Origin of the sequence: Bilophila wadsworthia ATCC 49260, assembly GCF_000701705.1 — a bacterium.
Classification (GTDB): domain Bacteria; phylum Desulfobacterota; class Desulfovibrionia; order Desulfovibrionales; family Desulfovibrionaceae; genus Bilophila; species Bilophila wadsworthia.
In genome coordinates, this window is record NZ_JNJP01000032.1 from 16,967 (window position 1) to 42,411 (window position 25,445).

Annotated in this window: 38 protein-coding genes, 2 tRNA genes and 1 pseudogene; 7 read left to right on the plus strand and 34 right to left on the minus strand. The window is 59.1% G+C overall.

Translation table 11 applies throughout. The annotated features are described in order from the left end of the window. Positions 1-147: 147 nt before the first annotated feature. Positions 148-1,458 carry a malic enzyme-like NAD(P)-binding protein gene (locus tag T370_RS0111820; RefSeq protein WP_029435858.1) on the plus strand — a complete coding sequence of 437 codons (1,311 nt, stop codon included), beginning with the start codon at positions 148-150 and terminating at the stop codon, positions 1,456-1,458. A gap of 110 nt (positions 1,459-1,568) precedes the next feature. Here the strand turns inward: T370_RS0111820 and T370_RS0111825 are convergent, their stop codons facing one another. From T370_RS0111825 to T370_RS0111835, 3 genes are all read right to left on the minus strand, one after another. Further along, positions 1,569-2,132 (minus strand): AAA family ATPase, encoded by a 564-nt coding sequence (locus T370_RS0111825; protein WP_005027786.1) that lies wholly within the window; start codon positions 2,130-2,132, stop codon positions 1,569-1,571. 330 nt (positions 2,133-2,462) lie between these two features. Further along, positions 2,463-2,539 (minus strand) — tRNA-Asp (locus T370_RS0111830). A 5-nt stretch (positions 2,540-2,544) separates the two neighbouring features. Beyond that, positions 2,545-2,620 (minus strand) — tRNA-Val (locus T370_RS0111835). A gap of 330 nt (positions 2,621-2,950) precedes the next feature. On the opposite strand from T370_RS0111835, the gene T370_RS0111845 reads away from it, so the two are divergent. The 5 genes from T370_RS0111845 (at position 2,951) to gap (ending at position 8,636) form a co-directional block, all read left to right on the plus strand. After that, positions 2,951-4,282: a S41 family peptidase gene (locus tag T370_RS0111845; protein WP_005027787.1), complete on the plus strand. Its 1,332-nt coding sequence runs from the start codon at positions 2,951-2,953 to the stop codon at positions 4,280-4,282. Positions 4,283-4,377: 95 nt separating this feature from the next. Further along, on the plus strand, positions 4,378-5,928 hold the full coding sequence (locus T370_RS0111850; protein WP_029435859.1) for a divergent polysaccharide deacetylase family protein: 1,551 nt from the start codon (positions 4,378-4,380) through the stop codon (positions 5,926-5,928). Positions 5,929-6,068: 140 nt separating this feature from the next. Next, the gene (gene proC / locus T370_RS0111855) at positions 6,069-6,869 is read left to right on the plus strand and encodes a pyrroline-5-carboxylate reductase (RefSeq protein WP_029435860.1); all 801 of its coding nucleotides are present in this window, start codon (positions 6,069-6,071) and stop codon (positions 6,867-6,869) included. Between the two features lie 182 nt (positions 6,870-7,051). After that, entirely contained in the window at positions 7,052-7,609 is a 558-nt protein-coding gene (locus T370_RS0111860; RefSeq protein ID WP_005027790.1) for a GAF domain-containing protein, read from the plus strand. Between the two features lie 10 nt (positions 7,610-7,619). Beyond that, the gene (gene gap, locus T370_RS0111865) at positions 7,620-8,636 is read left to right on the plus strand and encodes a type I glyceraldehyde-3-phosphate dehydrogenase (RefSeq protein ID WP_029435861.1); all 1,017 of its coding nucleotides are present in this window, start codon (positions 7,620-7,622) and stop codon (positions 8,634-8,636) included. On the opposite strand, the gene T370_RS25020 is transcribed toward gap, so the two are convergent. From T370_RS25020 to rpsJ, 30 genes are all read right to left on the minus strand, one after another. After that, complete coding sequence (locus T370_RS25020; protein ID WP_156034413.1) at positions 8,608-9,057, minus strand: hypothetical protein; 450 nt, start codon at positions 9,055-9,057, stop codon at positions 8,608-8,610. The genes gap and T370_RS25020 overlap by 29 nt on opposite strands. A 67-nt stretch (positions 9,058-9,124) precedes the next feature. Further along, positions 9,125-9,508, minus strand: coding sequence for a 50S ribosomal protein L17 (gene rplQ / locus T370_RS0111870; RefSeq protein WP_005027792.1), 384 nt, complete (start codon positions 9,506-9,508; stop codon positions 9,125-9,127). Beyond that, positions 9,498-10,541, minus strand: coding sequence for a DNA-directed RNA polymerase subunit alpha (locus T370_RS0111875; RefSeq protein WP_005027793.1), 1,044 nt, complete (start codon positions 10,539-10,541; stop codon positions 9,498-9,500). Before T370_RS0111875 ends, rplQ begins: the two co-directional genes overlap by 11 nt. Positions 10,542-10,553: 12 nt before the next feature. Continuing rightward, the gene (rpsD, locus tag T370_RS0111880; protein ID WP_005027794.1) at positions 10,554-11,180 is read right to left on the minus strand and encodes a 30S ribosomal protein S4; all 627 of its coding nucleotides are present in this window, start codon (positions 11,178-11,180) and stop codon (positions 10,554-10,556) included. 24 nt (positions 11,181-11,204) lie between these two features. Continuing rightward, on the minus strand, positions 11,205-11,594 hold the full coding sequence (gene rpsK / locus T370_RS0111885) for a 30S ribosomal protein S11 (protein WP_005027795.1): 390 nt from the start codon (positions 11,592-11,594) through the stop codon (positions 11,205-11,207). 96 nt (positions 11,595-11,690) lie between these two features. Beyond that, positions 11,691-12,059 (minus strand): 30S ribosomal protein S13, encoded by a 369-nt coding sequence (gene rpsM / locus T370_RS0111890; RefSeq protein ID WP_005027796.1) that lies wholly within the window; start codon positions 12,057-12,059, stop codon positions 11,691-11,693. Positions 12,060-12,076: 17 nt separating this feature from the next. Continuing rightward, on the minus strand, positions 12,077-12,190 hold the full coding sequence (gene rpmJ, locus T370_RS24370) for a 50S ribosomal protein L36 (protein WP_005027799.1): 114 nt from the start codon (positions 12,188-12,190) through the stop codon (positions 12,077-12,079). Positions 12,191-12,292: 102 nt separating this feature from the next. Next, positions 12,293-13,060, minus strand: a complete 768-nt coding sequence (gene map / locus T370_RS0111895; RefSeq protein WP_005027800.1) for a type I methionyl aminopeptidase — start codon at positions 13,058-13,060, stop codon at positions 12,293-12,295. Between the two features lie 2 nt (positions 13,061-13,062). Further along, positions 13,063-14,376 (minus strand): preprotein translocase subunit SecY, encoded by a 1,314-nt coding sequence (gene secY, locus T370_RS0111900; RefSeq protein ID WP_005027802.1) that lies wholly within the window; start codon positions 14,374-14,376, stop codon positions 13,063-13,065. Positions 14,377-14,383: 7 nt separating this feature from the next. Next, a complete protein-coding gene (rplO, locus tag T370_RS0111905; protein ID WP_029435862.1) occupies positions 14,384-14,839 on the minus strand; it encodes a 50S ribosomal protein L15 in 456 nt (151 codons plus the stop codon). Then, positions 14,836-15,018: a 50S ribosomal protein L30 gene (gene rpmD, locus T370_RS0111910; protein ID WP_005027804.1), complete on the minus strand. Its 183-nt coding sequence runs from the start codon at positions 15,016-15,018 to the stop codon at positions 14,836-14,838. The genes rplO and rpmD overlap by 4 nt, the downstream gene beginning before the upstream one ends. A 5-nt stretch (positions 15,019-15,023) precedes the next feature. Next, on the minus strand, positions 15,024-15,515 hold the full coding sequence (gene rpsE, locus T370_RS0111915; RefSeq protein ID WP_005027805.1) for a 30S ribosomal protein S5: 492 nt from the start codon (positions 15,513-15,515) through the stop codon (positions 15,024-15,026). A gap of 21 nt (positions 15,516-15,536) precedes the next feature. Then, positions 15,537-15,899, minus strand: coding sequence for a 50S ribosomal protein L18 (rplR, locus tag T370_RS0111920; RefSeq protein ID WP_029435863.1), 363 nt, complete (start codon positions 15,897-15,899; stop codon positions 15,537-15,539). A gap of 12 nt (positions 15,900-15,911) precedes the next feature. Continuing rightward, positions 15,912-16,454, minus strand: a complete 543-nt coding sequence (rplF, locus tag T370_RS0111925) for a 50S ribosomal protein L6 (RefSeq protein ID WP_005027807.1) — start codon at positions 16,452-16,454, stop codon at positions 15,912-15,914. A gap of 11 nt (positions 16,455-16,465) precedes the next feature. Then, positions 16,466-16,846, minus strand: coding sequence for a 30S ribosomal protein S8 (rpsH, locus tag T370_RS0111930; RefSeq protein ID WP_005027808.1), 381 nt, complete (start codon positions 16,844-16,846; stop codon positions 16,466-16,468). Positions 16,847-16,874: 28 nt separating this feature from the next. Beyond that, positions 16,875-17,060: a type Z 30S ribosomal protein S14 gene (locus tag T370_RS0111935; protein WP_005027809.1), complete on the minus strand. Its 186-nt coding sequence runs from the start codon at positions 17,058-17,060 to the stop codon at positions 16,875-16,877. Between the two features lie 12 nt (positions 17,061-17,072). Further along, positions 17,073-17,612 carry a 50S ribosomal protein L5 gene (gene rplE, locus T370_RS0111940; protein WP_005027810.1) on the minus strand — a complete coding sequence of 180 codons (540 nt, stop codon included), beginning with the start codon at positions 17,610-17,612 and terminating at the stop codon, positions 17,073-17,075. Between the two features lie 10 nt (positions 17,613-17,622). Then, on the minus strand, positions 17,623-17,943 hold the full coding sequence (gene rplX / locus T370_RS0111945; protein WP_005027811.1) for a 50S ribosomal protein L24: 321 nt from the start codon (positions 17,941-17,943) through the stop codon (positions 17,623-17,625). Positions 17,944-17,954: 11 nt separating this feature from the next. Further along, a complete protein-coding gene (gene rplN / locus T370_RS0111950) occupies positions 17,955-18,323 on the minus strand; it encodes a 50S ribosomal protein L14 (protein WP_005027812.1) in 369 nt (122 codons plus the stop codon). A gap of 10 nt (positions 18,324-18,333) precedes the next feature. Further along, positions 18,334-18,600: a 30S ribosomal protein S17 gene (gene rpsQ, locus T370_RS0111955; RefSeq protein ID WP_005027813.1), complete on the minus strand. Its 267-nt coding sequence runs from the start codon at positions 18,598-18,600 to the stop codon at positions 18,334-18,336. Between the two features lie 4 nt (positions 18,601-18,604). Beyond that, positions 18,605-18,790 (minus strand): 50S ribosomal protein L29, encoded by a 186-nt coding sequence (gene rpmC / locus T370_RS0111960; protein ID WP_005027815.1) that lies wholly within the window; start codon positions 18,788-18,790, stop codon positions 18,605-18,607. Position 18,791: 1 nt separating this feature from the next. After that, positions 18,792-19,205, minus strand: coding sequence for a 50S ribosomal protein L16 (rplP, locus tag T370_RS0111965; protein WP_005027816.1), 414 nt, complete (start codon positions 19,203-19,205; stop codon positions 18,792-18,794). Then, positions 19,205-19,846 carry a 30S ribosomal protein S3 gene (gene rpsC, locus T370_RS0111970; protein ID WP_005027817.1) on the minus strand — a complete coding sequence of 214 codons (642 nt, stop codon included), beginning with the start codon at positions 19,844-19,846 and terminating at the stop codon, positions 19,205-19,207. The genes rplP and rpsC overlap by 1 nt, the downstream gene beginning before the upstream one ends. A gap of 3 nt (positions 19,847-19,849) precedes the next feature. Further along, entirely contained in the window at positions 19,850-20,188 is a 339-nt protein-coding gene (gene rplV / locus T370_RS0111975; protein ID WP_005027818.1) for a 50S ribosomal protein L22, read from the minus strand. Positions 20,189-20,200: 12 nt separating this feature from the next. Continuing rightward, a complete protein-coding gene (gene rpsS / locus T370_RS0111980) occupies positions 20,201-20,482 on the minus strand; it encodes a 30S ribosomal protein S19 (protein WP_005027819.1) in 282 nt (93 codons plus the stop codon). Between the two features lie 8 nt (positions 20,483-20,490). Further along, a complete protein-coding gene (gene rplB / locus T370_RS0111985; RefSeq protein ID WP_005027821.1) occupies positions 20,491-21,321 on the minus strand; it encodes a 50S ribosomal protein L2 in 831 nt (276 codons plus the stop codon). A 2-nt stretch (positions 21,322-21,323) separates the two neighbouring features. Further along, entirely contained in the window at positions 21,324-21,611 is a 288-nt protein-coding gene (gene rplW / locus T370_RS0111990; RefSeq protein WP_005027822.1) for a 50S ribosomal protein L23, read from the minus strand. 10 nt (positions 21,612-21,621) lie between these two features. After that, positions 21,622-22,242 carry a 50S ribosomal protein L4 gene (rplD, locus tag T370_RS0111995; protein WP_005027824.1) on the minus strand — a complete coding sequence of 207 codons (621 nt, stop codon included), beginning with the start codon at positions 22,240-22,242 and terminating at the stop codon, positions 21,622-21,624. Between the two features lie 15 nt (positions 22,243-22,257). Further along, positions 22,258-22,887 carry a 50S ribosomal protein L3 gene (gene rplC, locus T370_RS0112000; protein WP_005027825.1) on the minus strand — a complete coding sequence of 210 codons (630 nt, stop codon included), beginning with the start codon at positions 22,885-22,887 and terminating at the stop codon, positions 22,258-22,260. A gap of 11 nt (positions 22,888-22,898) precedes the next feature. Then, positions 22,899-23,216, minus strand: a complete 318-nt coding sequence (gene rpsJ / locus T370_RS0112005; protein WP_005027826.1) for a 30S ribosomal protein S10 — start codon at positions 23,214-23,216, stop codon at positions 22,899-22,901. A gap of 791 nt (positions 23,217-24,007) precedes the next feature. On the opposite strand from rpsJ, the gene T370_RS0112010 reads away from it, so the two are divergent. Then, positions 24,008-25,090, plus strand: coding sequence for a hemolysin family protein (locus tag T370_RS0112010; protein ID WP_005027827.1), 1,083 nt, complete (start codon positions 24,008-24,010; stop codon positions 25,088-25,090). A 106-nt stretch (positions 25,091-25,196) separates the two neighbouring features. Here T370_RS0112010 and tnpA read toward each other — a convergent pair. Beyond that, positions 25,197-25,445: pseudogene (tnpA, locus tag T370_RS24375) on the minus strand (IS200/IS605 family transposase); the annotation flags it as partial.

Below are 25,445 nucleotides of genomic sequence, written 5' to 3' on the forward strand. Positions count from 1 at the left end.
GCAACGCGGACCGCCGACGGCTCTTTTCCCGGCATACCGTTTCAGCATAACAGGAATTCCATGAACAGGGAAGCCGCCATTGCCCCCTATTCCTCCTTATGCTATCGCTTTTGCACCTCATTTGAACCCAAACCACAGGAGATCGTCATGGCGTTGTTCACCAAGGAAGAGTCCCTCGCCTACCATGAGGAACCCCGCCCGGGAAAGCTTGAAGTCCTTCCCGTCAAACCCTGCTTCACCCAGAAAGACCTGTCGATGGCCTATTCCCCCGGCGTCGCCAACGCCTGCCTCGCCATCGCCGACGATCCTTCCCTCGCCAATGCCTACACCGGGCGCGGCAACCTCGTGGCTGTCGTTTCCAACGGCACCGCCGTCCTCGGGCTCGGCAACATCGGCCCCCTCGCGGGCAAGCCGGTCATGGAAGGCAAAAGCGTGCTCTTCAAGGCGTTCGCGGACGTGAACGCCTATGACATCAACCTCGCCCTCACCGATCCCGACAAGATCATCGAAGTGGTGAAGGCCCTTGAGCCCACCTTCGGCGGCATCAACCTTGAGGACATCAAGGCCCCCGAGTGCTTCTACATCGAAGAGGTGCTCAAGAAGGAAATGAACATCCCGGTGTTCCACGACGACCAGCACGGCACGGCCATCATTTCCGGCGCGGGCCTCATCAACGCGCTGGAAATCACCGGCAAGAAGGCCGAAGACTTCATCGTGGTCGTGTCCGGGGCCGGAGCGGCGGCCATCGCCTGCGCCAAGTTCTACACCGAACTCGGCATCGATCCCGCCAATATCCGCATGTTCGACTCCAAGGGCATCCTGCACAAGGGACGCACGGATCTGAACAAGTACAAGGCGCAGTTCGCCCTGTCCGAAGACATGACCATGACCGAAGCCCTCAAGGGCGCGGACCTCTTCCTCGGCCTGTCCAAGAAGGATCTCCTCACGCCCGACATGATCAAGGGCATGGCCGACCATCCGGTCATTTTCGCCTGCGCGAACCCCGATCCCGAAATCGCCTATCCGCTGGCGATGGAAACCCACCCCGACTGCATCATGGGTACGGGCCGCACCGACTTCCCGAACCAGATCAACAACCTCTCCGGCTTCCCCTACATTTTCCGCGGGGCACTGGACGTGTACGCCACGGAAATCAACGAGGCCATGAAGCTTGCCGCCGCCCGCGCCCTCGCCGCGCTGGCCAAGGAGCCGGTGCCCGCCGAAGTTTCCGCCGCCTATCAGGGCCAGACCTTCAGCTTCGGGCAGGGGTACGTCATCCCGAAGCCCTTTGATCCCCGCCTCATCGAATGGCTGCCCCCGGCTGTCGCGCAGGCCGCGATGGACACCGGCGTCGCCCGCAAGCCCATTGAGGACATGGACGTCTACAAGGCCAGCCTCCGCGTCCGCATCCAGAAGGCGCAGGGCCGCGCCAACGCGCTGATCGAAAGCTACAAGTAAGGGTTGCTGGAAAAGAAAACGGGGGAAGGAAGCCTTTCTGGAGAGAGGGTTCCTTCCCCTTCTCTGTTGCCGGAACGCCCCTCCTTTTTCTTCCAAGACGTCCGGTGCCGTCAGGCCCCGTGCCAGCTTTCGCCGGCCCCGGAGAGACCCGGCACTCTTCGGGAAGACGCCCTTCCTACGGATGCAGCGATTGCGCAGGCGGCTTCGTAGGGCGTCAGGGACGTCACATCCAGTTTGCATGTCGGCAGTGCGGCGTAGGCAGGCAGCCGCCGGAGGCTTCGCGGGATGACGTCGGCCTCCCGGATGCCGTCCCGTACGTCGCGTTCCAGCCGTTCCCGCAGAGCCTGCTCCGTGCAGACGAGTGAAAAACTGTGCAACGTAAAGGGGATATCCCGAAGCGGGCCGAGCACGGCCTCGAAAAGGAGGGGCTGATCCATGACCCAGCAGAACAGCACGTAGCGGTAACTCGAATTGTTCAGATAGGCTCTGAGCAGATGCGTGATATTGGACAGCACCATCCGTTTGTTTTCTTCCGAAACGACAAAAGGGTTCATGTTCCAGCACCAGTCGCCGTCCAGCCAGACGCCCGGCGTGAGCTGCCGCAACAGCTCTCGGCAGACGGCGCTTTTCCCCACGCCCATTGCCCCGCCTACGAGGATGAGCTGTTTCTTCATGTCTCCCCCCTAAAAAATTATGCTTTTTTTGCATGGAACAGCCCGGATGCCCCGAGAAACGGGAAGCAACAAAACCCTAACGGCAGGAAAGGCGGCCATCAGGGAAGGGAAAAGAGCAAGGCGGCATCTCCCGAAGGCGTTCATGCCCGCGGTTCCCTTTTCGGGAAAAACCTTATGGAGGAGAACCTGCCTGAAAGGCGATCTTTATCATGAATGGGACAGGCCGGAAGGGACGGTAGAGCCTGAAAAGGTACCGTGTATACAGGGGCACCCGTCTGGCGTCAACGGCACAAAAAAAGGACACCCTCAACAAAGGATGTCCTTAAAAAATGGCGGAGCGGAAGGGACTTGAACCCTCGGCCTCCGGCGTGACAGGCCGGCGTTATAACCGACTTAACTACCGCTCCGTGCATGGTGGGCAGTACAGGACTTGAACCTGTGACCCCCGCCGTGTGAAGGCGATGCTCTACCAACTGAGCTAACTGCCCATGCAGGAGAGGTATTTACCCGGCCTGCCCTGATCTGTCAACAGAAAAAATGCTCTCCTGAGAAAAAAAGATCCGCGGTTTCATGCCCGCCATACCTTTTCCGCTATCCCGGCCTCTTTACATTGCCCCGCCCACTCTTATGGTAAGGGCTGGAAATGAATCTTCAAGGCTTTCCCGGCGGCATGTCCGCGCCCTCCAGCCGGCCCATCCCGGCTGGAGGGAAAGAAACCAGGAAATACGCCCTTTCAGAACATTTGCGTTTTCAAAAGAACCCCGGTATCTTCAACCCCATTGTTTTCAGCTACTGTTTTCAGCTTCGGAGGCTGTTGTATGTATAGGAAGTCACGGGCCGTCGCGCTCTTTTTGCTCTCACTCCTGACCGTCGGTTCGTTGACATTCGGACAGGCCTTTGCCGCCGGAGAAGACAGCCGCTTCGATGCGCTCAAACGGTTCAGCCAGGTCCTCGACATCGTCGAGCGGTATTACGTGAAGGAAACCCCGCGCCCCGATCTGGTGAACGGCGCGCTTAAAGGGATGCTCGAATCCCTCGATCCCCACTCAACCATGCTGTCGAAGGAAGAATTCAAGGATATGCAGGAAAGCACGTCCGGCGAATTCTTCGGCATCGGCATCGAAATCACGATGGAGAACAACCAGCTGACCGTCGTGACCCCCATCGAAGATACGCCCGCCGACAAGGGCGGCATGAAGTCCGGCGACATCATCCTCGCCGTGGGCGGCAAGCCCACGCTGGAAATGACGCTTCAGGAAGCCGTCTCGCATATCCGCGGCCCCAAGGGCTCCGAAGTGGTGCTGACCATCCTGCACCGCGACTCCAAGGAGCCCGTGGACCTGCGCATCAAGCGCGACGCCATCCCGCTCATCAGCGTGAAGTCCCGCGAACTTGAGCCCGGCTACTACTGGGTCCGCCTCACCCGCTTCAGCGAACGCACCACGCAGGAGCTGCTCGACGCCCTGTCCGACGCCAAGCGCAAGGGCCCCATCAAGGGCATCATCCTCGACCTGCGCAACAACCCCGGCGGGCTGCTGGATCAGGCCGTCAGCGTCTCCGACGCGTTCCTGAACAAGGGCGTCATCGTCTCCATGCGCGGCCGCCAGGAAGAAACCGCCCGCGAATTCGTCGCCAAGCCGCAAGATACCGACATCATCGACACCCCCCTCGTCGTGCTCGTAAACGGCGGTTCGGCCTCGGCCTCGGAAATCGTGGCCGGAGCGCTCGGCGACCAGAAGCGCGCCCTGCTCGTTGGCGAACGCACCTTCGGCAAGGGGTCGGTGCAGAACATCATCCCGTTGTCCGACGGCTCGGGCCTCAAGCTGACCGTGGCGCTCTATTACACGCCGTCCGGCCGCTCCATCCAGGCCGAAGGCATCATGCCCGATCTGGAAGTGCCTTTCGAAGCGCCGAAGGAAAAGCCCGCGCCGCTCAGCTCCCTGCGCATGATCCGTGAGAAGGATCTGAACAAGCATCTTGAAAAGACCGACGGCGACAAGGGCAAGGCGTCCGGCAAGAAGGTGGAAACGCCCGCTCCGGCGGCGAACGAACCGCTGCCCGACGCGAAGGAGTTCCTTGAGCGTGACAACCAGCTCCGCATGAGCCTCCAGTTCGTGAAGAGCCTTCCCAAGATCCGTACCATCCACTAACAGCAATCCTCGGCAGGAGGGCATCGCCGGTTTTCCCGCGATCCCTCCTGTCCGTATGTACAACGGCAGTTCCCTGCCGATGCCATTGGAGTTTCATGGAGTGGTTTCCCGCACTGCGGAAACGGCTGGCCGCGCGTGGCGTGCACCTGCCTGATCCGTATCCATACACAGCCAGGACGTTCAAGGGATCGGTTCTGGCCACCTTGCTGGCGGCCATCCTGTTCCTCATCGCGTATGCGGTGTGGGAAGCCGCCAGTTACACGGCGCGCAGCGTACAGCGGACCGCGTTCATAACCATTGAGACGACGGCGGCGACGTCCCGTCTGGTCACCGAGAAAGCGGGGCAGGCCGTGGAGGCCCTGTTCCCCAAACCGGCTCCGGTTACCGAAGCCTCCCTCGAATCCATCCTCCCGCCGGGCAGCCATCTGGGCAATCAGATGAAGGACGCCATCCGGCAGAATACCCTGCCCTATCAGGAGGGTTCGGGAACCCTGACCGACGCTGCCCGCCAGATCGACTTCGCCCTGCTCCAGACCGTATTGCGGCTCAAGCTCGACAAGGGGCGCATCCTCCTCCTGACGTCCGACTACCGCACGCAAGGCAAGGATATCTACCACCTCCAGCGGATGCGCATCTATCTGCCTCCCGTTGTCCAGGATCCGGCCCAGCAAGCGCCTCGGAACGAAAACGGGAATGCGCCGTCCGCCGAAACGGGCGATGTGAAAGGCCCCCCCGAACCGGTATTCCGCTTCCTCAACGCGCTGGCCGAAAGCCTCGACACATGGGCCGACCGCGCCGTGCTCACCGAATCGCCGGGCAAGCTCACGCTGGCGACCAAGGGCGTACTGACGCACGAAATCTGGTTTGAAGCCACGACCGAGGCCTTCCCCATCCTGCCGCCCACGGACAAAGCCCCGCGCCTGACCATCGTCATGAACGAATTGGGCGGCGACAAGGCCGTAACGGCCTCGCTGCTGGCCCTGAAGCTGCCGATCACGTTTTCCGTATTGCCCTTTGCCAAGGACGCGGCGGCGACGGCGACGGCCGCGCACGAGGCCGGGCAGGAGGTCCTTGTGGACATGCCGATGGAGACGATGCAATCGCCCTTCGTCAAGGCGGGCCCCGGCGAAATCACCACGAAGATGTCCGAGGAAGACATGCGGATCCTGATGGACGACGCCCTCGGCCATGTGCCCTACGCCACGGGCGCGAGCAACTTTATGGGCTCCCGGCTGACCACGGATACGGAGGCGACACAACGTTTCTGTGAAATTCTCGCACGTTCCGGGCTATATGTGCTTGACGACGTGACCCATCAGGAGTCAATTTTATACGCGGAGGCGCGAAGGCGCGGCCTTCCGGCGTGGCGCAGGGCACTCACGCTGAATGATGGCCCAAAAACCGAAGGCGCCGTGCTCGCCGACCTGAAAAAGGCGGAAGAAACGGCGCGGGCCAAAGGGCACGCCGTGGTCATAGCCACCCCTGCCCCGCACGTTCTCGCGGCGCTCAAGCGGTGGTCGCAGGAACGGGACAAGGACATCCGCCTGGTTCCCCTGCGCCTCCAGCCCGTCGAAGAAGAGGCGTTTGCCTCGGAAGACATCCCCTCCGAACGGCAGGACGATCCCACGTCGCCTATCGAGCATTAGCCGTAGCAAGCCTCCTGAGGATCTCGATCCTCTTTGGGTGCGGCTGCAAAGCTTTCCCGCACGACGGCGGAGGAAAGCGGCCTCTTCATTTCCCTGTGCCGGACCTGTTCCGCACGCGACATTTTCAGAAAAGGAAGATCATGGACACACCGGCATCTCTCAGCAGCAAGCGTATCGGCTGCATCGGCTGCGGCAACATGGGCGGGGCCATCCTCGGCGGGCTCGCCGAGGTTCCCGGTCTGGAACTCTACGGCTACAACCGCACGCCTCAGCGTCTTGAGCCACTCTGTGCCAAGGGTATAACCGCCGTACCGGATATCCCCGGCATCGCCGCCCGCTGCGACATCCTCGTCATCGGAGTGAAGCCCTACCTCGTCGGCGGCGTGCTCGCCGAAGCCCTGCCCTCCCTGAAGCCGGAAACCGTCGTCATTTCCATCGCCGCCGGGGTTACGCTGCACGATCTGCGCGACGCAGTACAGGGCCGCTGCCATGTGGTGCGCGTCATGCCGAATACCCCCGCCCTCGTGGGCGCAGGCGTGTTCGGCATCCAGGAGGATCCGGCGCTGCCCAAAGACGTGTTCGCCATGATTCTGGACCTGTTCGGGTTGCTCGGCTCCACCATCGTGCTGCCGGAAAAGAAGTTCAACGCGTTCATGGCGCTGGTGGGCTGCGGCCCGGCCTATGTCTTCCATTTCATGGACGCCCTCGCCGAGGCGGGCGTCACCATGGGCTTTACCCGTCAGGAGGCGCTTGAGCTGGTGACGCAGCTGGTCCTCGGCTCCGCCAAGCTGGCGGCACTGCCGGGGAGCCATCCCGCCATCCTGCGCGAACAGGTGTGCTCACCGGCGGGCGTGACCATCGCGGCGGTCAACCACCTCGATCGCACCGCCGTGCGCGGCCACCTCATTGACGCGGTACTCGCCGCCTACGCAAAGAGTTAGCCCAGAGCGGAAGAGATTTCCCATCCCCCGGTGGCCTGGAAAACGGCCCGGCGGAACGTTTTTCGAGACATTTACACGGCGGACCGCCGTTCCGCAAACGCCTGCGGAGCGCGTCTCCCCGTAATTCCGTAACGCGCCGCGGCCATGCCCGGCATGGCGGGCGGCGGCAAAGGAGAAACGCAATGACAGGTCATGATTATTTTCGTGCTCTGCTGGAAGTGGCGACGGTGATTAATTCCAGCTTGGAACCCACCGTGGTGCTGCACAAGATCACGGAACAGACTGCCAAAGCCATGAACTGCAAGGCAAGCACGCTTCGCCTGCTTGACCGTACGGGAAAGCTTCTGCTCGCCAGCGCGGCGTGGGGCCTCTCTTCCGGTTACATGCGCAAAGGCCCCGTCGAAGTGGCCAAGAGCGGGCTGGACGGCGAAGTCCTCAAGGGCAAACTCATCCACCTGCGCGATGCGTGTAGCGACGGCCGGTTCCAGTACCCCGAGAGCGCCAAGGCCGAAGGGCTCGTTTCCGTCCTGTCCGCCCCGCTGATGGTGAACGGCAAAGCCATCGGCATCCTGCGCGTCTATTCCAGCGAAGAGCGCGATTTCACCCCGGACGAATGCGATTTCATGCTCGGCGTAGCGAACATTTCCGCCATAGCCATTGAAAACGCCCGTATGCACGAAGCGACCCGCCTCAACTACGAGTTGCTGACGTCCTACAACTATCAGGTCTTTGAAGACTAAAGGATTCCACATGCAAAAAGTAAGAGTCGGCATCAACGGTTTCGGCCGTATCGGCAGGCAGGTCTTCCGCGCTCTGCATGCCAAATATCAGGATAAAGTGGAAGTCGTCGCCATTAACGACCTCTTCGATGCGGAAACCAACTTCCATCTGCTCGAATACGATACGAACTACGGCCGTGCCAATCTTGACGCCGTGGTGGAAGGCGACAATGCCACCGTAGGCGACTGGAAGATCCATTGCTTCGCGGAACGCGATCCAAAGCTCCTTACCTGGGGAGCCTATGGCGTCGACGTGGTGGTCGAATCCACGGGTATTTTCCGCTCCGCCAAACAAGCCCATGTCCACATCGAGAACGGCGCCAAGAAAGTCATCATCACCGCCCCGGCGAAGGAAGAGGATCTCACCATCGTCATGGGCGTAAACCACAACGACTACGATCCGGCCAAGCACCATGTCGTTTCCAACGCCTCGTGCACCACGAATTGCCTCGCTCCGGTAGCCCTCGTCGTGGAACGCCTCTTCGGGATCGTTTCCGGTGCGATGACCACCGTGCACGCCTACACCAACGACCAGCGCATCCTCGATCTGCCTCACAAGGACCTGCGCCGGGCGCGTGCCGCCGCCTGCAACATCATCCCCACCTCCACCGGTGCGGCGCAGGCCGTGGCCAAGGTTATCCCCTCGCTCAAGGGGAAGTTCACCGGCTGGTCCCTGCGCGTGCCCACCCCAACCGTCTCCGTGGTGGACTTCACCGCCATCCTGAACAAGGACACCGACACCGACACGATGCGCGCCGCACTCAAGGAAGCCGCCGAGGGCGAACTGAAGGGCATCCTCGCCTACAGCGACGCCCAGCTCGTCTCGATGGATTTCAAGGGCAACCCGCACTCCTCCATCGTCGAAGCCGAATACACGACCGTACAGGACGGCAAGCTCGCCAAGATTGTCTCGTGGTACGACAACGAATGGGGCTACTCCAACCGCGTCGCCGACCTCATCATGTGGATGAAGGAAAAGGGATTCTAGAGCAATAAATGTGGGGGAGGGGAGAGGGAAACTTTCTGGAGAAAGTTTCCCTCTCCCCTCCCCCACGCCCCCTCCCTTCCAAGACTTTCCCCCTTATCGAATCCCTGTTTGCAGTTTTCTCGAAATGGCAGCCCCAGCTGAATGATGGGTCTTGCCTTTTTGTCTGGGATTGAAGCGGCGTAAAAGCCTCTATCCTCAAAAACCGGGCGAATAGAATCAGCATTTCTTTGCCCACAAAAAAATCCGGCGGAGAGCCGGATGTTGTCAAAATAAGAAAAGCTATGAAGAGGGATTCGATAACGTCGAAAGTCTTTGAAAGAGGGGGTCTGGGGGAGAAAACTTTCTTCAGAAAGTTTTCTCCCCCAGTTTTCTTTTTGTCCAACACCACGAAAGGCCGCCTGAATTTCAGACGACCTTTCATATCCTCACCTGCGTACAGGAGGAATCAGTCAATCATTCCGCCGAAGCGGGCCGGGTGTGAGCCGGACTTAGTTCTTTTCAGCCGCAGCTTCAGGCTGGCGGGTGAATTCAAGGATCGCCATGGGAGCGCAGTCGCCCTTACGGGGAAGCGCCATCTTGGTGATCCGGGTGTAGCCGCCGGGGACGCCGGCGAACAGGGGAGCGACCACGTCGAAAAGACGCTGCACGAGCTTGTGGTCGTTCAAGGTTTCATAGGCCAGACGGCGGGAGTGCAGATCGTTGCGAAGGGCCAAGGTGATCAGAGGTTCCACCACCCGGCGCAGTTCTTTGGCCTTCACTTCCGTCGTGCGGATCTTGCCGTAAGTGATCATCGCGGAAGCCATGTTGCGGAACAGAGCCTTGCGATGCGAAGGCGTTCTGCCGAGCTTTTTGCCGGAATTGCTATGCCTCATGGTGTTGTTTCCTCTTCCATTCCTGATATTTCTTCTCGAAGTTGTCGATCTTCATGCCGAAATCGAGTCCCATGCTTTCGAGCACGGCCTTGATTTCGTCAAGGGACTTCTTCCCAAAGTTCTTCGTCTTCAGCATTTCGGCTTCGGGCCGCTGCACCAGCTCGCCGACAGTGGCGATATTGGCGCTGCGCAGACAGTTGGTCGCCCGCACGGACAGCTCCAGCTCATCGATCCCCTTGAAGAGGTTATCGTTGATGTCGGCGCTGCCGCCGCCTTCCCCTCCGCTTTCGCCGGAGATGCGTTCATCAAAGCTGATGAAGACCGAAATCTGATCCTTAATAATCTTGGCGCTATACGCAATAGCGTCTTCGGGAAGAACGGAACCGTCGGTCCACACTTCAAGAATCAGCTTGTCGTAGTTGGTCATCTGGCCCACGCGGGCCTGTTCCACGGTATACGCCACCTTACGCACGGGAGAGAAGCTTGCGTCCAGCTTGATAAGCCCGATCGTGTCCGGAAGACCTTCGTGCATATCAGCGGGCACATAGCCCTTGCCCATGCGCACCTCGAACTCCATGCTGAGCTCCATGTCTTCGGTGAGGGTCGCGATGTGCAGTTCCGGGTTCAAGACTTCCACATTGGCGTTGGTCATGATATCCGCGGCTGTCACCGGGCCTTTCTTCGACACGGAAAGCGTCAGATGCTGGGGCTCGTCAGTCGTCATACCCAAGCGAACCTGTTTGATATTCAGGATAACATCCGTAATATCTTCCAGCACTCCGGGGATGGTGGTAAACTCATGCTGCACGCCGGAGATCTTCACAGCCACGAAGGCTGCGCCCTGAAGGGACGAAAGCAGTACCCGACGCAAGGCATTGCCGATGGTGACCCCATACCCGCGTTCGAGAGGTTCGTAGGTGAACTTCCCGTACATGGTATCGTTGGGATCGCTGTCGCACACAATCTGTTCCGGCCGAACGAGTTTGGCCCAGTTGCGTGAATTGATAAGCCTGTTGCCTTGTCTGAAGAGCATGTAAGCCCCCGCTTATTTGGAGTAGAGCTCGACGATGAGGTGCTCGTTGATGGGGAACTGAATGTCGTCGCGCTGCGGCAGTGCTTTCACAATACCCTTGAAGTTGGGAGCGTCCACTTCCAGCCAGGAGGGGCAGCCACGACGGGCCACGGCTTCCTGAGCTTCGGCGAGAACAGGGATGGTTCTGCTCTTTTCGGGAACTTCAACGCTGTCGCCAACCTTCACCTGAAGGGAAGGGATGGTGACCTTATGACCGTTCAGCGTAAAGACGCCGTGGCGGACCAACTGACGGGCCTGAGTCCGGGAGTTGGCGAAGCCGAGGCGGTACACGACGTTGTCCAGACGGCGTTCGAGGAAAGCGAGCAGATTCGCGCCGGTCACGCCCTTCGCCATATCGGCGTGGACGAAGTAACCGTGGAACTGCTTTTCCAGAACGCCATAAACGCGACGCACCTTCTGCTTTTCACGCAGCTGGACGGCGTAGTCGCTCAGTTTTTTACGGGCGCGGCCATGCTGACCGGGCGCGTAGGGGCGGCGGTCAAAGGCGCACTTGTCGGTGAAGCAACGGTCGCCCTTCAACAAGAGCTTCGTGCCTTCACGACGGCACAAACGACATTTGGCATCATTATATTTGGCCAAGGCGGTGTCCTCCTGTGAGCGCGACTAGACGCGACGCCGTTTCGGCGGGCGGCAGCCGTTGTGGGGAATGGGGGTAACGTCACGAATGAAGGCAACCTTGAAACCGGCGGCGTTGATCGCGCGCATGGCGGCTTCACGACCGGAACCCGGTCCCTTCACGTAGATACCCACAGTGCGCATGCCGTTGTCCTGAGCCTTGCGGGCGGCCTGTTCGGCAGCAACCTGCGCGGCAAAGGGCGTGGACTTACGGGAACCCTTGAACCCGCTCTGTCCGGCACTCGCCCAGCTCACGGTGTTTCCGCGAGTATCGGTAAAAGTGATGATAGTATTATTGAACGAGGCCTGGATGTGAGCCACACCAAGGGGCACGTTCTTCTTTTCTCTTTTCTTGGCAACGCGTTTTGGTCTAGCCATGATTTGCTTCCGTAACCGGGCGTATCCGGTCGTATCAGTGAACGTTTCGCACAATCAGCCCGCCGAAACGGAAGCTGGTCATGCCGGAAGGTTCCTTTACTTCTTCTTACCTACAGCACCACGGCGGGGACCCTTACGGGTACGGGCGTTGGTGTGGGTACGCTGTCCATGAACGGGCAGGCCCTTGCGGTGACGCAGGCCACGGTAGCAACCGATGTCCATGAGACGCTTGATGTTCATAGAAATTTCGCGGCGCAGGTCGCCTTCCACCTTGTAGCTCTGTTCGAGTTCCTTACGGACTTCGTTCAGTTCTTCAGCGGTGAGATCATCGATGCCGCGAGTCCAGTTGACGCCCGAAGCGTCAAGAATTTTCAAGGCCGTTACACGGCCGATGCCGTAGATGTAAGTCAACGCGATGTCCGCGCGCTTGCCTCTGGGCAGGTCAACACCAGCTATTCTGGCCACAGTCTTTCTCCTGAAGGCTAGCCCTGGCGCTGCTTGTGCCGGGGATTTTCGCAGATAACCCTGAGTACGCCCTTACGCCGGATGACTTTGCACTTCGGGCAAATCTTTTTTACGGATGGCCTGACTTTCATGACAAGTCTCTCCACAGGTTTCCTCGGCAGCACAAAAATACTGCCGGAACAGGAAGCCTTAGCTCTTTTTTTACATGCTGTCAATGCACGACATGGTTTTCTTCAAGGAAGGTCCAGTATCTGGGGTCCACCCGGAAGGATAGCCACACAATGCTCAAAATGGGCGGCGAGACTCCTGTCTCGGGTCACCGCCGACCACTTGTCGTCCAGAATCTCCACTTCCGGTGTTCCCACCGTGATCATGGGCTCAATACACAGCACCATGCCGGTCTTGAGCGGCAACGCCGGTTTCGTGGTCACAACGTAGTTGGGAACTTCGGGTTTTTCGTGCAACGTCGAACCGATGCCGTGCCCAACAAACCGTCTTACCACATGGAACCCGGCACCTTCGGCGTGTTTTTGCACAGCGCCAGCGATGTCGTTGAGTTCATTACCGGATCTCGCTTCGGCCACAGCCAGGGCGAGACTTTCTTCCGTCACCCGCAGCAAGCGGGCCGCCTCGGGGGAAACATCCCCCACGGCGAAGGTACGGGCCGCGTCCCCATAGAACCCTTCATATACGGTCCCCACGTCAAAGCTGACAATGTCGCCTTCTTTGAGGATGACGTCTTCGGAAGGGAACCCGTGCACGATGACTTCATTCACCGAGCAGCACAGGCCGTACGGAAAACCGTACATGCCCTGAAACGCGGGCTTCACCTTGAATTCGCGACACATGTTCTGGACGATCTCTTCGAAGTGCATGGTCGGGAGGCCGGGGCGAACCTGCCTGCCCAACTCGTCCAAAATCATCGCGACCATTCTATTCGCTTCGCGCAGAAGGCCTATTTCCCTCTCATTTTTGAGGAAAACGCCGCGGTACTTCTTCACGATCAGCTCCGCCCCTTAATCCGGGTCTTGCCCATCAGCCCTTCATACTGGCGCGAGATGAGATGAGACTCGATCTGCGACATGAAGTCCATTGCGACACCCACAAGGATGAGGATACTCGTACCGCCGAAATAGAACGGCACGTTGAACTCCGCAATGAGGAGCATGGGAAGCACTGAAATAACCGAGATATACACGCCACCCCAAAGGGTCAGGCGAGAAAGGACAGCGTCCAGATATTCCTGCGTCTTTTCACCGGGGCGAATGCCGGGGATGAAGCCGCCAGCCTTCTTCAGGTTCTCGGCCACATCCTTCGGATCGAAGATGATGGCCGTATAGAAGAAGCAGAAGAAGAAAATCAGGGCGATGAAGATCACATTATACAGAATGGAAGAAGGCGTAAACCACGAAGCCGCCGTTTTCAGCCAATCCGCGATGTCGAAGTTCGCCATCGTGGCCGGGAACAGCAACAAGCTCGACGCGAAAATGGGCGGGATAACCCCGGCCGTATTCACGCGCAGCGGCAAGTGCGTGGACTGGCCGCCATACATCTTCCGCCCAACCTGGCGCTTGGCGTACTGGATGGGAATGCGCCGCTGGGCACGTTCCATGAAGACGACGCCAATGAGCACCGCAACCATCAAAATCACGAGGGCAAGAGCGATGAACAGGCTCATGTCGCCCAGCTTGATGAGCTGGAAGGACTTCACCAGAGCACCGGGAATGCCCACAACGATACCTGAAAAGATAATCAGGGAAATACCGTTGCCAATACCCTTTTCCGTAATCTGTTCGCCGAGCCACATGATGAGCACGGTACCAGCGGTCAGGGTCAGCATGGTCATGATGCGGAAGGTCCAGCCCGGTTCGAGGACGACGGGAACGCCGCCGGGGCTGTACATGGTTTCAAGGCCCACGGCGATGCCGAAGCCTTGAATGATGGTGATAAGAACCGTGCTGTAGCGCGTGTACTGGGTGATTTTACGGCGACCTGCCGCACCCTCTTCCTTGGCCATGCGCTTCAGCTCGGGGCTGACCACCTGCAGGAGTTGAAGGATGATTGAGGCCGAAATGTACGGCATGATACCGAGGGCGAACACGGAAACGTTCCGCAGGCCGCCGCCGGAAAACATGTCGAACAGACCAAACAGGGTGCCTGCCACGCTTTCAAAGAAGTGGGCGAGGGCCCCCCCGTCGACGCCCGGAACCGGGATATGCACCCCGATCCGGTACGCGCAGAGAAGGCCCAGCGTCCAGAGCAGCTTTGTACGCAGTTCAGGCGAACGGGCAAGGTTATCCGCACCACCAAGAGCCACGAGTCACCTACCCTTCCACTTCCAGTTCTTTGACTTCACCGCCAGCGGCGCGGATCTTATCCGCAGCGGACTGGCTGAACTTATGCGCTTCCACCTTGATGGCGGCGGAGAGTTCCCCTTCGCCCAGGATTTTCACCGGAGCGCCGAAGGGGCAGAGGCCGCGATCGTAGATGTCATCAAGGGAGATTTCGCTCTTGCCTTCAAAGGCGGCCACGAGGCGAGCGATATTGATCACTTCGTATTCGACCTTGAAGAGATAGTTCTTGAAACCACGCTTGGGCAGACGACGCTGAAGGGGCATCTGGCCGCCTTCAAAGCCGGGGCGGACACCGCCGCCAGAGCGGGCGTTCTGACCCTTGTTACCCTTGCCGGACGTACATCCCAAGCCGGAACCGGAACCACGGCCCACGCGCTTGCGGGACTTGCGATCTTCCGCGAAGGGATAGAGTTCGTTCAGATTCATGCTTTGGTAACCTCAACAACCAGGTGGGACACCTTGGCGATCATGCCGCGGACGGCAGGGTTATCCGGGAAGGTCTTAACCATTTCGCGGCGGCGCAGCCCGAGCGCGTCCAGAGTCTTCTTCTGGTTGGGCGTGCAGCCGATACGGCTCTTAGCGAGTTTGATCGTAATTTCAGACATGGCGCTTACTTCCTGGGGGCTTCCAGTTTCATGCCGCGGATTTCGCTCACGGCGTCCGCGCTGCGCAGGGCAGCGAGGCCGGCCATGGTGGCCCGCAGCACGTTGTGGGGGTTGTTGGTCCCGATGGCCTTCGCAAGCACATCGTTCACCCCGGCCGCTTCCATGACAGCACGCACGGCGCCACCGGCGATGATGCCGGTACCGCGGGAGGCGGGCTTGAGCATGACGCGACCAGCGCCGAACTCGCCAAGGATTTCATAGGGAAGGGTCCCTTCGATCAGGGGCACCTTCACCATGTTCTTGCGAGCGTGTTCAGTGGCCTTGCGCAGGGCTTCAGGGACTTCCTGAGCCTTGCCGAGGCCGAATCCTACGTTCCCGTTACCATCGCCAACGACCATCAGGGCGCTGAAGCTGAAGCGACGACCGCCTTTCACGACTTTGGCAACCCGGTTCAGGGAGACGATCTTCTCGATGAAACCCAGTTCATTCTGTTCCATGACAGTGCTATCCTCTCCGGGTTAGAACTCGAGGCCGCCTTCGCGGGCGCCATCGGCCACGGCCTTGATCTTGCCGTGGTAGAGATATCCGTTACGGTCGAAGACCACCTTTTCGATGCTCTTCTCCTTGGCCAGACGGGCAATTTCCTTACCTACCGCTTCAGCGCCAGCCTTGTTGCAGCTGACCTTTTCCCCGCCCTTGGAGAGAACCAGGGTGGAGGTGGCGGCAAGCGTGGCGCCGGTGAGGTCGTCCACGACCTGCGCATACATGTGCAGGTTGGAGCGGAAGATCACCAGGCGAGGCCGTTCGGCCGTACCGGAAATCTTTTTGCGGATGCGGATCTTTCTGCGCTGTCTGGCTTCATTCTTGGTCATAGTGCTCATAGCGCGCCCCGATTATTTACCCTTGCCGCCGGACTTACCGGCCTTGCGCAGGATGGTTTCGGTTTCGTACTTGATGCCCTTGCCCTTATAGGGTTCAGGCTTGCGGATGCGGCGAATGCGAGCGGCCATTTCGCCCACGAGGACCTTGTCAGCGCCCATGATGGTGAGCTTCTGACCTTCGACCTTCGCGGACAGTCCAGCAGGCAGTTCCACGAGAACAGGGTGGGAGAAGCCCACCTGAAGTTCTATCACATTACCTTTCACAGCAACACGGTAACCGACGCCGATGACTTCGAGGGTCTTGGAGAACCCTTTGGTCACGCCCTCGATGCAGTTGGCAAGGAGGGTGCGGCGCAGGCCGTGCTGAGCGCGGGATTCGCGCGTCTCGGCCTTGCGGGTCAGCGTGATGTGGCCGTCGGCCACTTCATAGGAAAGAAGGTCGCACACCGGGGTGGTAAGCGCAGCCTTCGCTCCCTTCACTTCAACGACATCAGCCCCAACCTTCACCTCGACACCGGAGGGAATGGCGATGGGCAGTTTTCCGATTCTCGACATGCTACACCCGCCTACCAGATTTCACACAAAAGTTCGCCGCCCACCTTCATCTGGTGAGCCTTGTCGCCAGCGAGCACCCCGTGCGAAGTGGACAGGATGCAGATGCCGAGGCCGTTCTGCACGCGGGGGATTTCGTGGGCGCCCACATACACCCGGCGACCGGGCTTGCTCATCCGCTTCAGACCTTCAATGGCGGGTTTGCCCTTGAAGTACTTCAACTGGATGTTGATGTTGCGGTCTTCCACGGTTACGTCATCGACGTACCCTTCCTGCTTGAGGATGGCAGCAATGGCTTCCTTCATCTTCGAGCTCGGCACACTCACTTCCTTGTGCAGGGCCAAGTGCGCGTTGCGGATACGCGTCAGCATATCTGCAATAGGATCAGTCATCATCGAATGGTCTCCTTATACCCTTTCACGGTTACCAGCTGGACTTGCGAACGCCGGGAAGATCCCCGCGGAGGGCCATATTGCGGAAGCAGATACGGCACAGTCCAAACTTACGCATGTAAGCGTGGGGTCTGCCGCAGATGGGGCAGCGGTTGTAGGCGCGGCTGGAAAACTTGGGTTTCCGGGCGGCCTTTACTTCAAGAGAAGTACGCGACACTATCCTAACTCCTTACTTTCTGAAAGGCATGCCCAGCTGCTCGAGCAGGAACTTGCCTTCCTTGTCCGTGGTGGCGGTGGTCACGATGGTAATATTCATGCCCTTCGGGTTTTCGATGCGGTCGGCTTCCATTTCAGGGAAGATCGCATGTTCCTTGATCCCGAGGGTGAAGTTGCCACGGCCGTCGAAGCCACGATCCGGGATGCCGCGGAAGTCGCGCACGCGGGGCAGAGCGAAGTTCATGAGCTTGTCCAGGAAGTCCCACATGCGTTCCTTGCGGAGCGTCACGCGGCAACCGATGGGCATGCCTTCACGCAGCTTGAACGCGGCGATGGACTTCTTGGCGCGGGTCATCACGGCCTTCTGTCCGGCAATGACGGACAGTTCGTTCATGGCCTCTTCCATCAGCTTGTTGTTCTGGCTGGCAGAACCGAGGCCGATGTTCAGCGAAATTTTGACAATCCCGGGAATCTGCATGGGAGAGCTGTACGCAAACTCCTTCTGCAATACCGGGACCACTTTCTCGCGGTAAACGTTTTCAAGACGGGTCATGGTGGTTCACCTACAGCGTTTCGTTGCACTTCTTGCAGAAGCGGATTTTCTTGCCGTCCTCCGCGTAGCGGTAGCCCACGCGGGTGGGAGCGGCGCAGGCGGGGCACACGACCATGAGGTTGGAGACGTGGATGGGCATTTCCTTATCCACGATCCCGCCGGGCTCGCGCCGATAGGGGTTGGGCTTCACGTGGCGCTTGGCCACATTGACCTTTTCCACCACAACAGAGTCATGCTTGTGAAGGACCTTCAAGACCTTGCCGATCTTGCCCTGATCCTTGCCAGCGATGACCATTACTTTGTCATCCTTGCGGATACGAAACTGTTTCATGACAATGACTCCTACAGAACCTCAGGCGCGAGGGACACGATCTTCATGAAGTTCTTGGCACGCAGTTCACGGGCCACGGGTCCGAAGATACGGGTACCCACGGGTTCGCCCTGCTTGGAAAGCAGCACGGCGGCATTGGAGTCAAACTTGATGTAGGAACCGTCAACGCGGCGCACTTCTTTCGCGGTGCGCACGATTACGGCCTGCATCACGTCGCCCTTCTTCACCTTGCTGTGGGGGATGGCTTCCTTGACGGCAACCATGATGATATCGCCCACGGTGGCGTAACGCCGATGAGAGCCGCCCAGCACCTTGATGCAGGCCACTTTCTTGGCGCCGGAGTTATCGGCAACCTGAAGCGTGGATTCAACCTGGATCATGACGTAACTCCTACACGGCCTTTTCGAGGATAGTCACCAGGTGCCAGCGCTTGTTGCGGCTCATGGGACGGAATTCCACGATTTTCACTTTATCACCGATGCCGCATTCGTTCATGGGATCATGAGCGGTAAACTTCTTGCGGCGACGCACGAACTTCTTCAGGAGCGGATGCTTCACCAGGGTCTCAACGCGAACGACGATGGTCTTGTCGTTCTTGTCGCTGACCACGGTACCGATAAGCATGCGGCCCTTGCGGTTTTCCATGGCTTGAGACATGGTGCTATTCCTTTTCCTTCAGGACGGTCAGAATCCGCGCGATGTTCTTCCGGGCGGCGGGAATGGACGAAGTCTTTTCCAGCTGAGCGGTCGTATGTTGGAAGCGCAGATTAAAAAGTTCCTGCCGCTGTTCGGCGAGTTTGGCCTTGAGCTCTTCCACGCCGAGTTCTTTCAGTTCTTTTGCTTTCATACTACAGACCCTCTCTCACCACAATCACTGTCTTGACCGGCAGCTTGTGCGCGGCGCGGGTGAGGGCTTCCTTGGCCAGCTCGAGGCTGACGCCCTTGATTTCGTACAGGATGCGGCCGGGCTTGACCGGAGCGCACCAACCCACCGGGGCGCCCTTACCGGAACCCTGACGGGTTTCGAGAGGCTTCGCGGTGACCGGATGGTCGGGGAACACGCGGATCCACACTTTCCCGCCGCGCTTGATGTGGCGCATCATGGCGATACGGGCGGCTTCAATCTGCTGGTTGGTCAGCTTTCCGTGCTCCACAGTCTTCAAACCGATATCGCCGAAGGCGATGGTGGCACCGCGGAGAGCGGGACCACGCAGGCGGCCTTTCTGCCACTTGCGGAATTTAACTCTTTTGGGAGCGAGCATTACCTTTCAACCTCTTTGTCAAGGATTTCACCTTTGTAGATCCACGCCTTGACGCCGATGATGCCGTACGTGGTACGCGCTTCGGCGAAGCCGTAATCGATGTCGGCACGCAGGGTCTGCAACGGCACGCGACCGTCGCGGTACCATTCGGTGCGGGCGATTTCCGCACCGGCGAGACGACCGGAGCAGGTCACCTTGATGCCTTCGGCACCGAACTTGCGGGCCATCGTCACCGTGCGCTTCATGGCGCGACGGAACGCGACGCGGCGTTCAAGCTGCTGAGCGATGTTTTCGGCCACCAGCTGGGAATCCACTTCAGGACGGCGGATTTCGTTCACTTCAAGAGAGAACTCGCGTCCGAACTTAGCACGCAAGTCGTTGCGAAGCTTTTCAATTTCCACGCCCTTGCGGCCAATGACGATACCGGGGCGGGCGGTGGAAAGGATGAGGCGGATCTTGCCCCCGGCGCGTTCGATCTCGATCTTGGAGATACCGGCGCTGTAGAGGAGCTTCTTCACATACTTGCGGACTTCGTGGTCTTCATACACAAAGGCAGGGTAGTCTTTCTTGCTGAACCAGCGGGACTGCCAGTTCTTGTTATACCCAAGCCGGAATCCGTACGGATGAACTTTCTGACCCATGACTTATTCCTGCCCTTCTGCGAGTATCACGGTAATGTGACTGGTACGCTTGTGGATGTTGGTGGCGCGGCCCTGGGCGCGCGGCATGAACCGCTTCCAGGTAGGACCTTCGTTCACCAAAATTTCCTTAACGACCAGAGCATCCACGTCCATGCTGGCGTTGTGTTCCGCGTTGGCGAGAGCCGAACGGACCACACCGAGAATGACGCCGGCGGGCTTATTAGGCGTGAAGCGCAGCAGGTTCATGGCAGCCTCAACAGGCATACCCTTCACGTTGCGGGCGACCAGCCTGGTCTTGCGCGGAGAAACGCGCACGAATTTGGCAGTAGCTTTCGATTCCATGATTGGCACCCGTTATTTCTTGGCCTTGGTCTTCTTGTCGGCGGCATGGCCGTGGAAGGTGCGCGTCGGCGCGAATTCCCCAAGCTTGTGTCCCACCATGTTTTCGGTGACGAAAACGGGCAGGAACTTCTTGCCGTTGTGCACGGCAAAGGTGATTCCCACCATTTCGGGCAGGACGGTGGACCGGCGCGACCAGGTCTTCACCACACGGCGGTCGTTGGTTTCGACGGCCGTTTCCACCTTTTTCATCAGATGGTCGTCCACGAAGGGACCTTTTTTCAGTGATCTGGGCATAACAGCTCCTACTTCTGGCCGCGGCGCTTAACGATGAGACGCGACGAGGGCTTCTTCTTATCGCGGGTCTTGTAGCCCTTGGTGGGCATACCCCACGGGGAAACGGGGTGACGGCCGCCGGAGCTTCTGCCTTCACCACCGCCGAGCGGATGGTCGACCGGGTTCATGGCCACGCCGCGAACCTTGGGACGACGACCGAGCCAGCGATTACGGCCAGCCTTGCCCAGGGAGATGTTCTCGTGCTGGATGTTGCCGACCTGGCCGATGGTGGCGAGGCAGGTAGCCAGCACCTTGCGGACTTCACCGGAGGGCATACGCAACAGGGCGTACTTGCCTTCCTTGGCCACGAGCTGGGCATAGGTGCCAGCGGCGCGGCAGAACTGACCGCCGCGACCGGGGTTCAGTTCGATATTGTGCAGCACCGTACCCACAGGAATGCGGGCCATGGGAAGCGCGTTGCCGGGCTTGATGTCGGCCTTTTCGCCGGACACGATCACGTCGCCCTGCTTCACGCCCAAAGGTGCAAGGATATAGCGTTTTTCACCGTCGGCATAGTGCAGCAGCGCGATGCGGGCGGTACGGTTCGGGTCGTACTCGATATGGGCGACAGTGGCCGGGATATCGAGCTTGTTGCGCTTGAAGTCGATGATACGATACAGGCGCTTCACGCCACCGCCGCGACGGCGGCTGGTGACACGACCATGGTTGTTACGACCAGCCTTTTTGGTGAGACCTTCCGTAAGGGATTTCTCAGGCGTGGTTCTGGTGATTTCCTCAAAGTCGGAAACCGTCTGGAAGCGACGGCCCGCCGAGGTGGGTTTCAGCTTGCGCACAGCCATGTTTACACTCCCTCAAAGAACTCGATCTTTTCACCGGACGCGAGGGTCACATAGGCCTTGCGCCATCCGGGGACGCGGCTCACCTTGCGGTTCCGCACGCGTTCCGTGGGCTTACGGGTAACCACGTTCACGTCAGTCACTTTCACATTGAAGGCGGTTTCCACGGCCTTCTTGATCTCAATCTTGTTGGCGTCGGGGTGGACGAAGAAAGCAACCTGATTCGCGCCATCGCGCAGGAAGGTCGCTTTTTCGGTCACCACGGGCCGCAAGAGAATCTGCGTATGATCCATGGCCAACCTCTTATTTCAGCCGCGTTTCAACGGGTTCCACGGCGCCTTCCAGAAGCACGAGCTGCTTGTGCTTCAGGATCTCATACACACTGAGCTGATCCGGGGTGGTCAGGGTGATGCCGGGCAGGTTCCGGGAAGAAAGCACAAGATTGCGCGATTCTTCGGGAGCGATGATGAGAGCCTTGGAAAGGCCCAGATTGCCTGCGATCTTGGCGAACACCTTGGTCTTCGCTTCGGGCAGGTCAAAGCCCTTGACCACGAGCAGGTTGTCACCGGCGAGGCGCGAAGAGAGCGCCATGCGCAGGGCCAGCTTGCGGATCTTCTTGTTCACCTTAAAATCGTATTTGCGGGGCTGGGGTCCGAAAAGGATCGCGCCGCCACGCCACACGGGGGAACGGTTGGAACCGGCGCGAGCGCGGCCGGTGCCCTTCTGGCGCCACGGCTTCACGCCGCCGCCGGAAACCATCGCCCGGGTCTTGGTCGAGTGAGTGCCCGCCCGTTTGGCAGCGAGCTGAGCCCGCACCACGAGGTGGAGAATCTCCGGCCTCACAGCGACCTCGAACACTTCGGGAGTCAGGGTCAGTTCGCCCTGTTCCGTCTTGTCCTGATCGTATACTTTCACGACAGCCATTGTTTCTCTCCCTACCTACTGCTTGCGCACCAGAACGAGACCGTTCTTGGGCCCGGGCACGGAACCGCGGATAAGGATGACGTTGTCTTCCGTCCGCACGTCCACAATTTCAAGGCCCTGCACGGTTACCTGTTCGGCACCCCAGTGGCCCGCCATCTTCCTGCCCTTGAACACGTGACCGGGGAAGGTGTTGTTACCGATGGAACCACCGGAACGATGCACCTTTTCACAACCGTGCGTGTCCTTGGAGCCCTTGAAGTTCCAGCGGCGCATGACGCCCTGGTACCCCTTACCGAGGCTCGTACCAGTTACTTTAATCTTGTCGCCGGCGGCGAACACGTCCGCGGTCAGCACGGCGCCCACTTCGTAAGCGGCCGGACCGTCGAGGCGGATTTCGCGAACCTTGCGGTAAAGAGCCGTTCCGGCTTTGGCAAAGTGACCCTTCATAGGCTTGGTCACATGCTTTTCCTTGGCTTCTTCGAAGGCGATCTGCAGAGCGTTGTAGCCGTCCGTTTCAGCGGTCTTGACCTGGGTAACAGGGCAAGGACCAGCCTGAACAACCGTCACAGCCACGGCAGAACCGTCTCCAGCGAAGATGCGGGTCATGCCAAGCTTGCGACCCAGAATTCCCATTTTCTCAGCCATGACATTCCTCGCTAAAGCTTGATTTCCACATCCACACCCGCAGGCAGGCTGAGCTTGCCGAGGGCGTCCACGGTCTGCTGCGTGGGTTCCAGGATGTCCATAAGCCGCTTGTGGATCCGCATTTCAAACTGTTCACGGGACTTCTTGTCCACGTGCACAGAGCGGTTCACGGTGAATTTATTGATATTGGTGGGCAGAGGAATTGGCCCTGCCACGCCCGCGCCCGTATTCCGAGCCGTATCGACGATTTCCGCCACAGCCTTGTCAAGGATGCGGTAATCGTAAGCCTTGAGCTTGATGCGGATACGATCACTGCTCACTGTCGTCATTGCGTCTACTCCGTTATCTGGCAACAATTGTCCGGTATCGTTCATAAAGAGCAACGAAACGAACCGAACCTCCACACAGCAGCCGACCTTCGAAAAGGCCGGTTCCAAAGCGTATGTACGTGAACGCTTCGGCCAACCCTGGCAAAGACCAGACGGCAGCTACGTGGGTCGCCACGAACCTTTTGGTTACGTGCAGACTTCAATTATGTACGCGGGAGATTGGGACGAGGAGGGATGGCCATTCCGGCGTCACTCCGACTGCTCTCCATTTCCATAATGAAGTCAACCCATGTTTCGCCAGCCTGGCCTGTATTGGATGAACATCCAATAAGACAGGTAGTCCCGCAGGGGTCACCTAAGGGCTCTCGCCCCTTAACAAGACCTTTACAGCTGGAGATTCGTGAGGGATTCCCACAGCTCTAACGGCTCTTGACATCCTTTCGGCAATCAGTGACGCCTGCAAATGTCAAAGTCGGCCTGATGGCCGACATAGCAGGATGGACAGTGCATCCACCCTTCCCTGCCGCACAGGGATGACCCACATCAAGTGGGGAAACGCATATCTATACAAAGAAGCCTAGGACGTCAAGGGTTTTCTTGTCCTTTTCGGCTACTTCCCCGTTTTTTCTCTTTCCGGAAAAAATGGAGAAAGGGCATCGCGCCCCGTATCCGGCAGCAGCCCTGCCCTTCCGCCGAATAGGGGCATTGCCTTCCGCCACCGTCAAGGCTACACTCCCATACTCCATATCCCTTTCAACAGCCGGGGCCGACGGCCCGGCAAGGTCCCGATCATGATCACTCTGCTGCTCACCGTCTTTCTTGTGGTGCTGATTTCCGCGATCTGCTCCATGACCGAAGCGGCCCTCTATTCCGTCCCCTGGACCTATATCGAAAACCTGCGCAAGCAAGGGTCCGCCACAGGCGAGCTGCTGTACCAGCTCCGTTCCCGCATCGATCAGCCCATCGCCGCCGTCCTCACCCTCAATACGGTGGCGAACACCGCCGGGGCCGCCATAGCGGGCGCCGTCGCCGCCAATGTGCTCGGTGCGGACAATACCGCGCTGTTCGCGGCGGGGCTGACCATCCTCATCCTCGCGCTCGGGGAAATCCTCCCCAAAACGCTCGGCGTGGCCCACGCCTGCGGCGTCGCCAGCGGCATGGCCCGCCCTCTCCGGCTTATGGTCCTCATCTTCAAGCCGTTCATCTGGTTCTCAAGCATGTTGACGCGCCTCGTGGCCTCGCCCCAGAGCGGCCCTTCCGCCACCGAAGACGACATCCGGGCGATCACCAGCCTCTCCCGCCAGACCGGGCGCATCCAACAGTATGAAGAGAACGCCATCAGGAACATCCTCTCGCTGGACGTAAAGCATGTGCGCGAGATCATGACCCCGCGCACGATGGTTTTCTCCCTCCAGGAGGACATTTCGGTCAAGGACGCCTACAACCACCCCCAGATCTGGCACTACAGCCGCATCCCCGTCTACGGCGACGACAACGAGGACATCGTCGGCATCGTGCTCCGCAAGGACATCGGGCGCTATGTCTCTCAGGGGCAGGGGGAAAAGACGCTGTTCGATATCATGCAGCCCGTCCGTTTCGTCCTTGAGAACCAGACGGTGGACAAGCTGCTTTTGGAATTTCTGGAATCGCGGCTCCATCTTTTCATCGTGCTGGACGAATACGGCGGGCTGGCTGGCGTCGTATCCCTCGAAGACGTGCTTGAAGAGATGCTCGGCCGGGAAATCGTCGACGAGACCGATGCCGTTGCCGATCTGCGCGAAGCCGCCCGCCAGCGCCGCAGCGCCCTGACGCAGGCCCGCAACCAGCAGAACGCAGCCCTCAAGGCCGCACGCGCCGACGCCGCGAAGGAATAGGGGAAAAGAACTTTTTTCAGAAATTTTTGTCAAAACCCCCGGCAAAGCCGGGGGCTTGAAACGCGGTAACCGCTCAAAGCGGTTTTTGCTATTCGCCTACGGCGAATTACAGCAGCTTAAGCTGCTCCACCTTCCTGTCTTCTTTTTCCTGGTTCCCTATGTAGAGCCGAATTTCCCGTTCTCCTACTCCTACCGTGCTTACAAAATATCCTCTCGCCCAGAAACTCGCTCCTGTTATTTTACAAACTTTTTCAAAATGTTTCGCTATCTCAATAGCCTTTTTCCTTTTAAATAGCCCACTACTTCTGCCACCCCATATTTAGGTGGAATCGACAGTAACATGTGCACATGATCC

What these genes read in the sequence shown, in the direction of transcription:
- T370_RS0111820 (WP_029435858.1), top strand. Translation starts at nt 148, where the DNA reads ATGGCGTTGTTCACCAAGGAAGAGTCCCTCGCCTACCATGAGGAACCC.
- T370_RS0111825 (WP_005027786.1), bottom strand. Translation starts at nt 2,132, where the DNA reads ATGAAGAAACAGCTCATCCTCGTAGGCGGGGCAATGGGCGTGGGGAAA.
- T370_RS0111845 (WP_005027787.1), top strand. Translation starts at nt 2,951, where the DNA reads ATGTATAGGAAGTCACGGGCCGTCGCGCTCTTTTTGCTCTCACTCCTG.
- T370_RS0111850 (WP_029435859.1), top strand. Translation starts at nt 4,378, where the DNA reads ATGGAGTGGTTTCCCGCACTGCGGAAACGGCTGGCCGCGCGTGGCGTG.
- proC (WP_029435860.1), top strand. Translation starts at nt 6,069, where the DNA reads ATGGACACACCGGCATCTCTCAGCAGCAAGCGTATCGGCTGCATCGGC.
- T370_RS0111860 (WP_005027790.1), top strand. Translation starts at nt 7,052, where the DNA reads ATGACAGGTCATGATTATTTTCGTGCTCTGCTGGAAGTGGCGACGGTG.
- gap (WP_029435861.1), top strand. Translation starts at nt 7,620, where the DNA reads ATGCAAAAAGTAAGAGTCGGCATCAACGGTTTCGGCCGTATCGGCAGG.
- T370_RS25020 (WP_156034413.1), bottom strand. Translation starts at nt 9,057, where the DNA reads ATGAAAGGTCGTCTGAAATTCAGGCGGCCTTTCGTGGTGTTGGACAAA.
- rplQ (WP_005027792.1), bottom strand. Translation starts at nt 9,508, where the DNA reads ATGAGGCATAGCAATTCCGGCAAAAAGCTCGGCAGAACGCCTTCGCAT.
- T370_RS0111875 (WP_005027793.1), bottom strand. Translation starts at nt 10,541, where the DNA reads ATGCTCTTCAGACAAGGCAACAGGCTTATCAATTCACGCAACTGGGCC.
- rpsK (WP_005027795.1), bottom strand. Translation starts at nt 11,594, where the DNA reads ATGGCTAGACCAAAACGCGTTGCCAAGAAAAGAGAAAAGAAGAACGTG.
- rpmJ (WP_005027799.1), bottom strand. Translation starts at nt 12,190, where the DNA reads ATGAAAGTCAGGCCATCCGTAAAAAAGATTTGCCCGAAGTGCAAAGTC.
- rplO (WP_029435862.1), bottom strand. Translation starts at nt 14,839, where the DNA reads ATGAATCTGAACGAACTCTATCCCTTCGCGGAAGATCGCAAGTCCCGC.
- rpmD (WP_005027804.1), bottom strand. Translation starts at nt 15,018, where the DNA reads ATGTCTGAAATTACGATCAAACTCGCTAAGAGCCGTATCGGCTGCACG.
- rpsE (WP_005027805.1), bottom strand. Translation starts at nt 15,515, where the DNA reads ATGGAACAGAATGAACTGGGTTTCATCGAGAAGATCGTCTCCCTGAAC.
- rplR (WP_029435863.1), bottom strand. Translation starts at nt 15,899, where the DNA reads ATGAGCACTATGACCAAGAATGAAGCCAGACAGCGCAGAAAGATCCGC.
- rplF (WP_005027807.1), bottom strand. Translation starts at nt 16,454, where the DNA reads ATGTCGAGAATCGGAAAACTGCCCATCGCCATTCCCTCCGGTGTCGAG.
- rpsH (WP_005027808.1), bottom strand. Translation starts at nt 16,846, where the DNA reads ATGATGACTGATCCTATTGCAGATATGCTGACGCGTATCCGCAACGCG.
- rplE (WP_005027810.1), bottom strand. Translation starts at nt 17,612, where the DNA reads ATGACCCGTCTTGAAAACGTTTACCGCGAGAAAGTGGTCCCGGTATTG.
- rplX (WP_005027811.1), bottom strand. Translation starts at nt 17,943, where the DNA reads ATGAAACAGTTTCGTATCCGCAAGGATGACAAAGTAATGGTCATCGCT.
- rplN (WP_005027812.1), bottom strand. Translation starts at nt 18,323, where the DNA reads ATGATCCAGGTTGAATCCACGCTTCAGGTTGCCGATAACTCCGGCGCC.
- rpsQ (WP_005027813.1), bottom strand. Translation starts at nt 18,600, where the DNA reads ATGTCTCAAGCCATGGAAAACCGCAAGGGCCGCATGCTTATCGGTACC.
- rpmC (WP_005027815.1), bottom strand. Translation starts at nt 18,790, where the DNA reads ATGAAAGCAAAAGAACTGAAAGAACTCGGCGTGGAAGAGCTCAAGGCC.
- rplP (WP_005027816.1), bottom strand. Translation starts at nt 19,205, where the DNA reads ATGCTCGCTCCCAAAAGAGTTAAATTCCGCAAGTGGCAGAAAGGCCGC.
- rpsC (WP_005027817.1), bottom strand. Translation starts at nt 19,846, where the DNA reads ATGGGTCAGAAAGTTCATCCGTACGGATTCCGGCTTGGGTATAACAAG.
- rplV (WP_005027818.1), bottom strand. Translation starts at nt 20,188, where the DNA reads ATGGAATCGAAAGCTACTGCCAAATTCGTGCGCGTTTCTCCGCGCAAG.
- rpsS (WP_005027819.1), bottom strand. Translation starts at nt 20,482, where the DNA reads ATGCCCAGATCACTGAAAAAAGGTCCCTTCGTGGACGACCATCTGATG.
- rplB (WP_005027821.1), bottom strand. Translation starts at nt 21,321, where the DNA reads ATGGCTGTGCGCAAGCTGAAACCCACCTCGGCGGGCCGTCGCTTCCAG.
- rplW (WP_005027822.1), bottom strand. Translation starts at nt 21,611, where the DNA reads ATGGATCATACGCAGATTCTCTTGCGGCCCGTGGTGACCGAAAAAGCG.
- rplD (WP_005027824.1), bottom strand. Translation starts at nt 22,242, where the DNA reads ATGGCTGTCGTGAAAGTATACGATCAGGACAAGACGGAACAGGGCGAA.
- rplC (WP_005027825.1), bottom strand. Translation starts at nt 22,887, where the DNA reads ATGGCTGAGAAAATGGGAATTCTGGGTCGCAAGCTTGGCATGACCCGC.
- rpsJ (WP_005027826.1), bottom strand. Translation starts at nt 23,216, where the DNA reads ATGACGACAGTGAGCAGTGATCGTATCCGCATCAAGCTCAAGGCTTAC.
- T370_RS0112010 (WP_005027827.1), top strand. Translation starts at nt 24,008, where the DNA reads ATGATCACTCTGCTGCTCACCGTCTTTCTTGTGGTGCTGATTTCCGCG.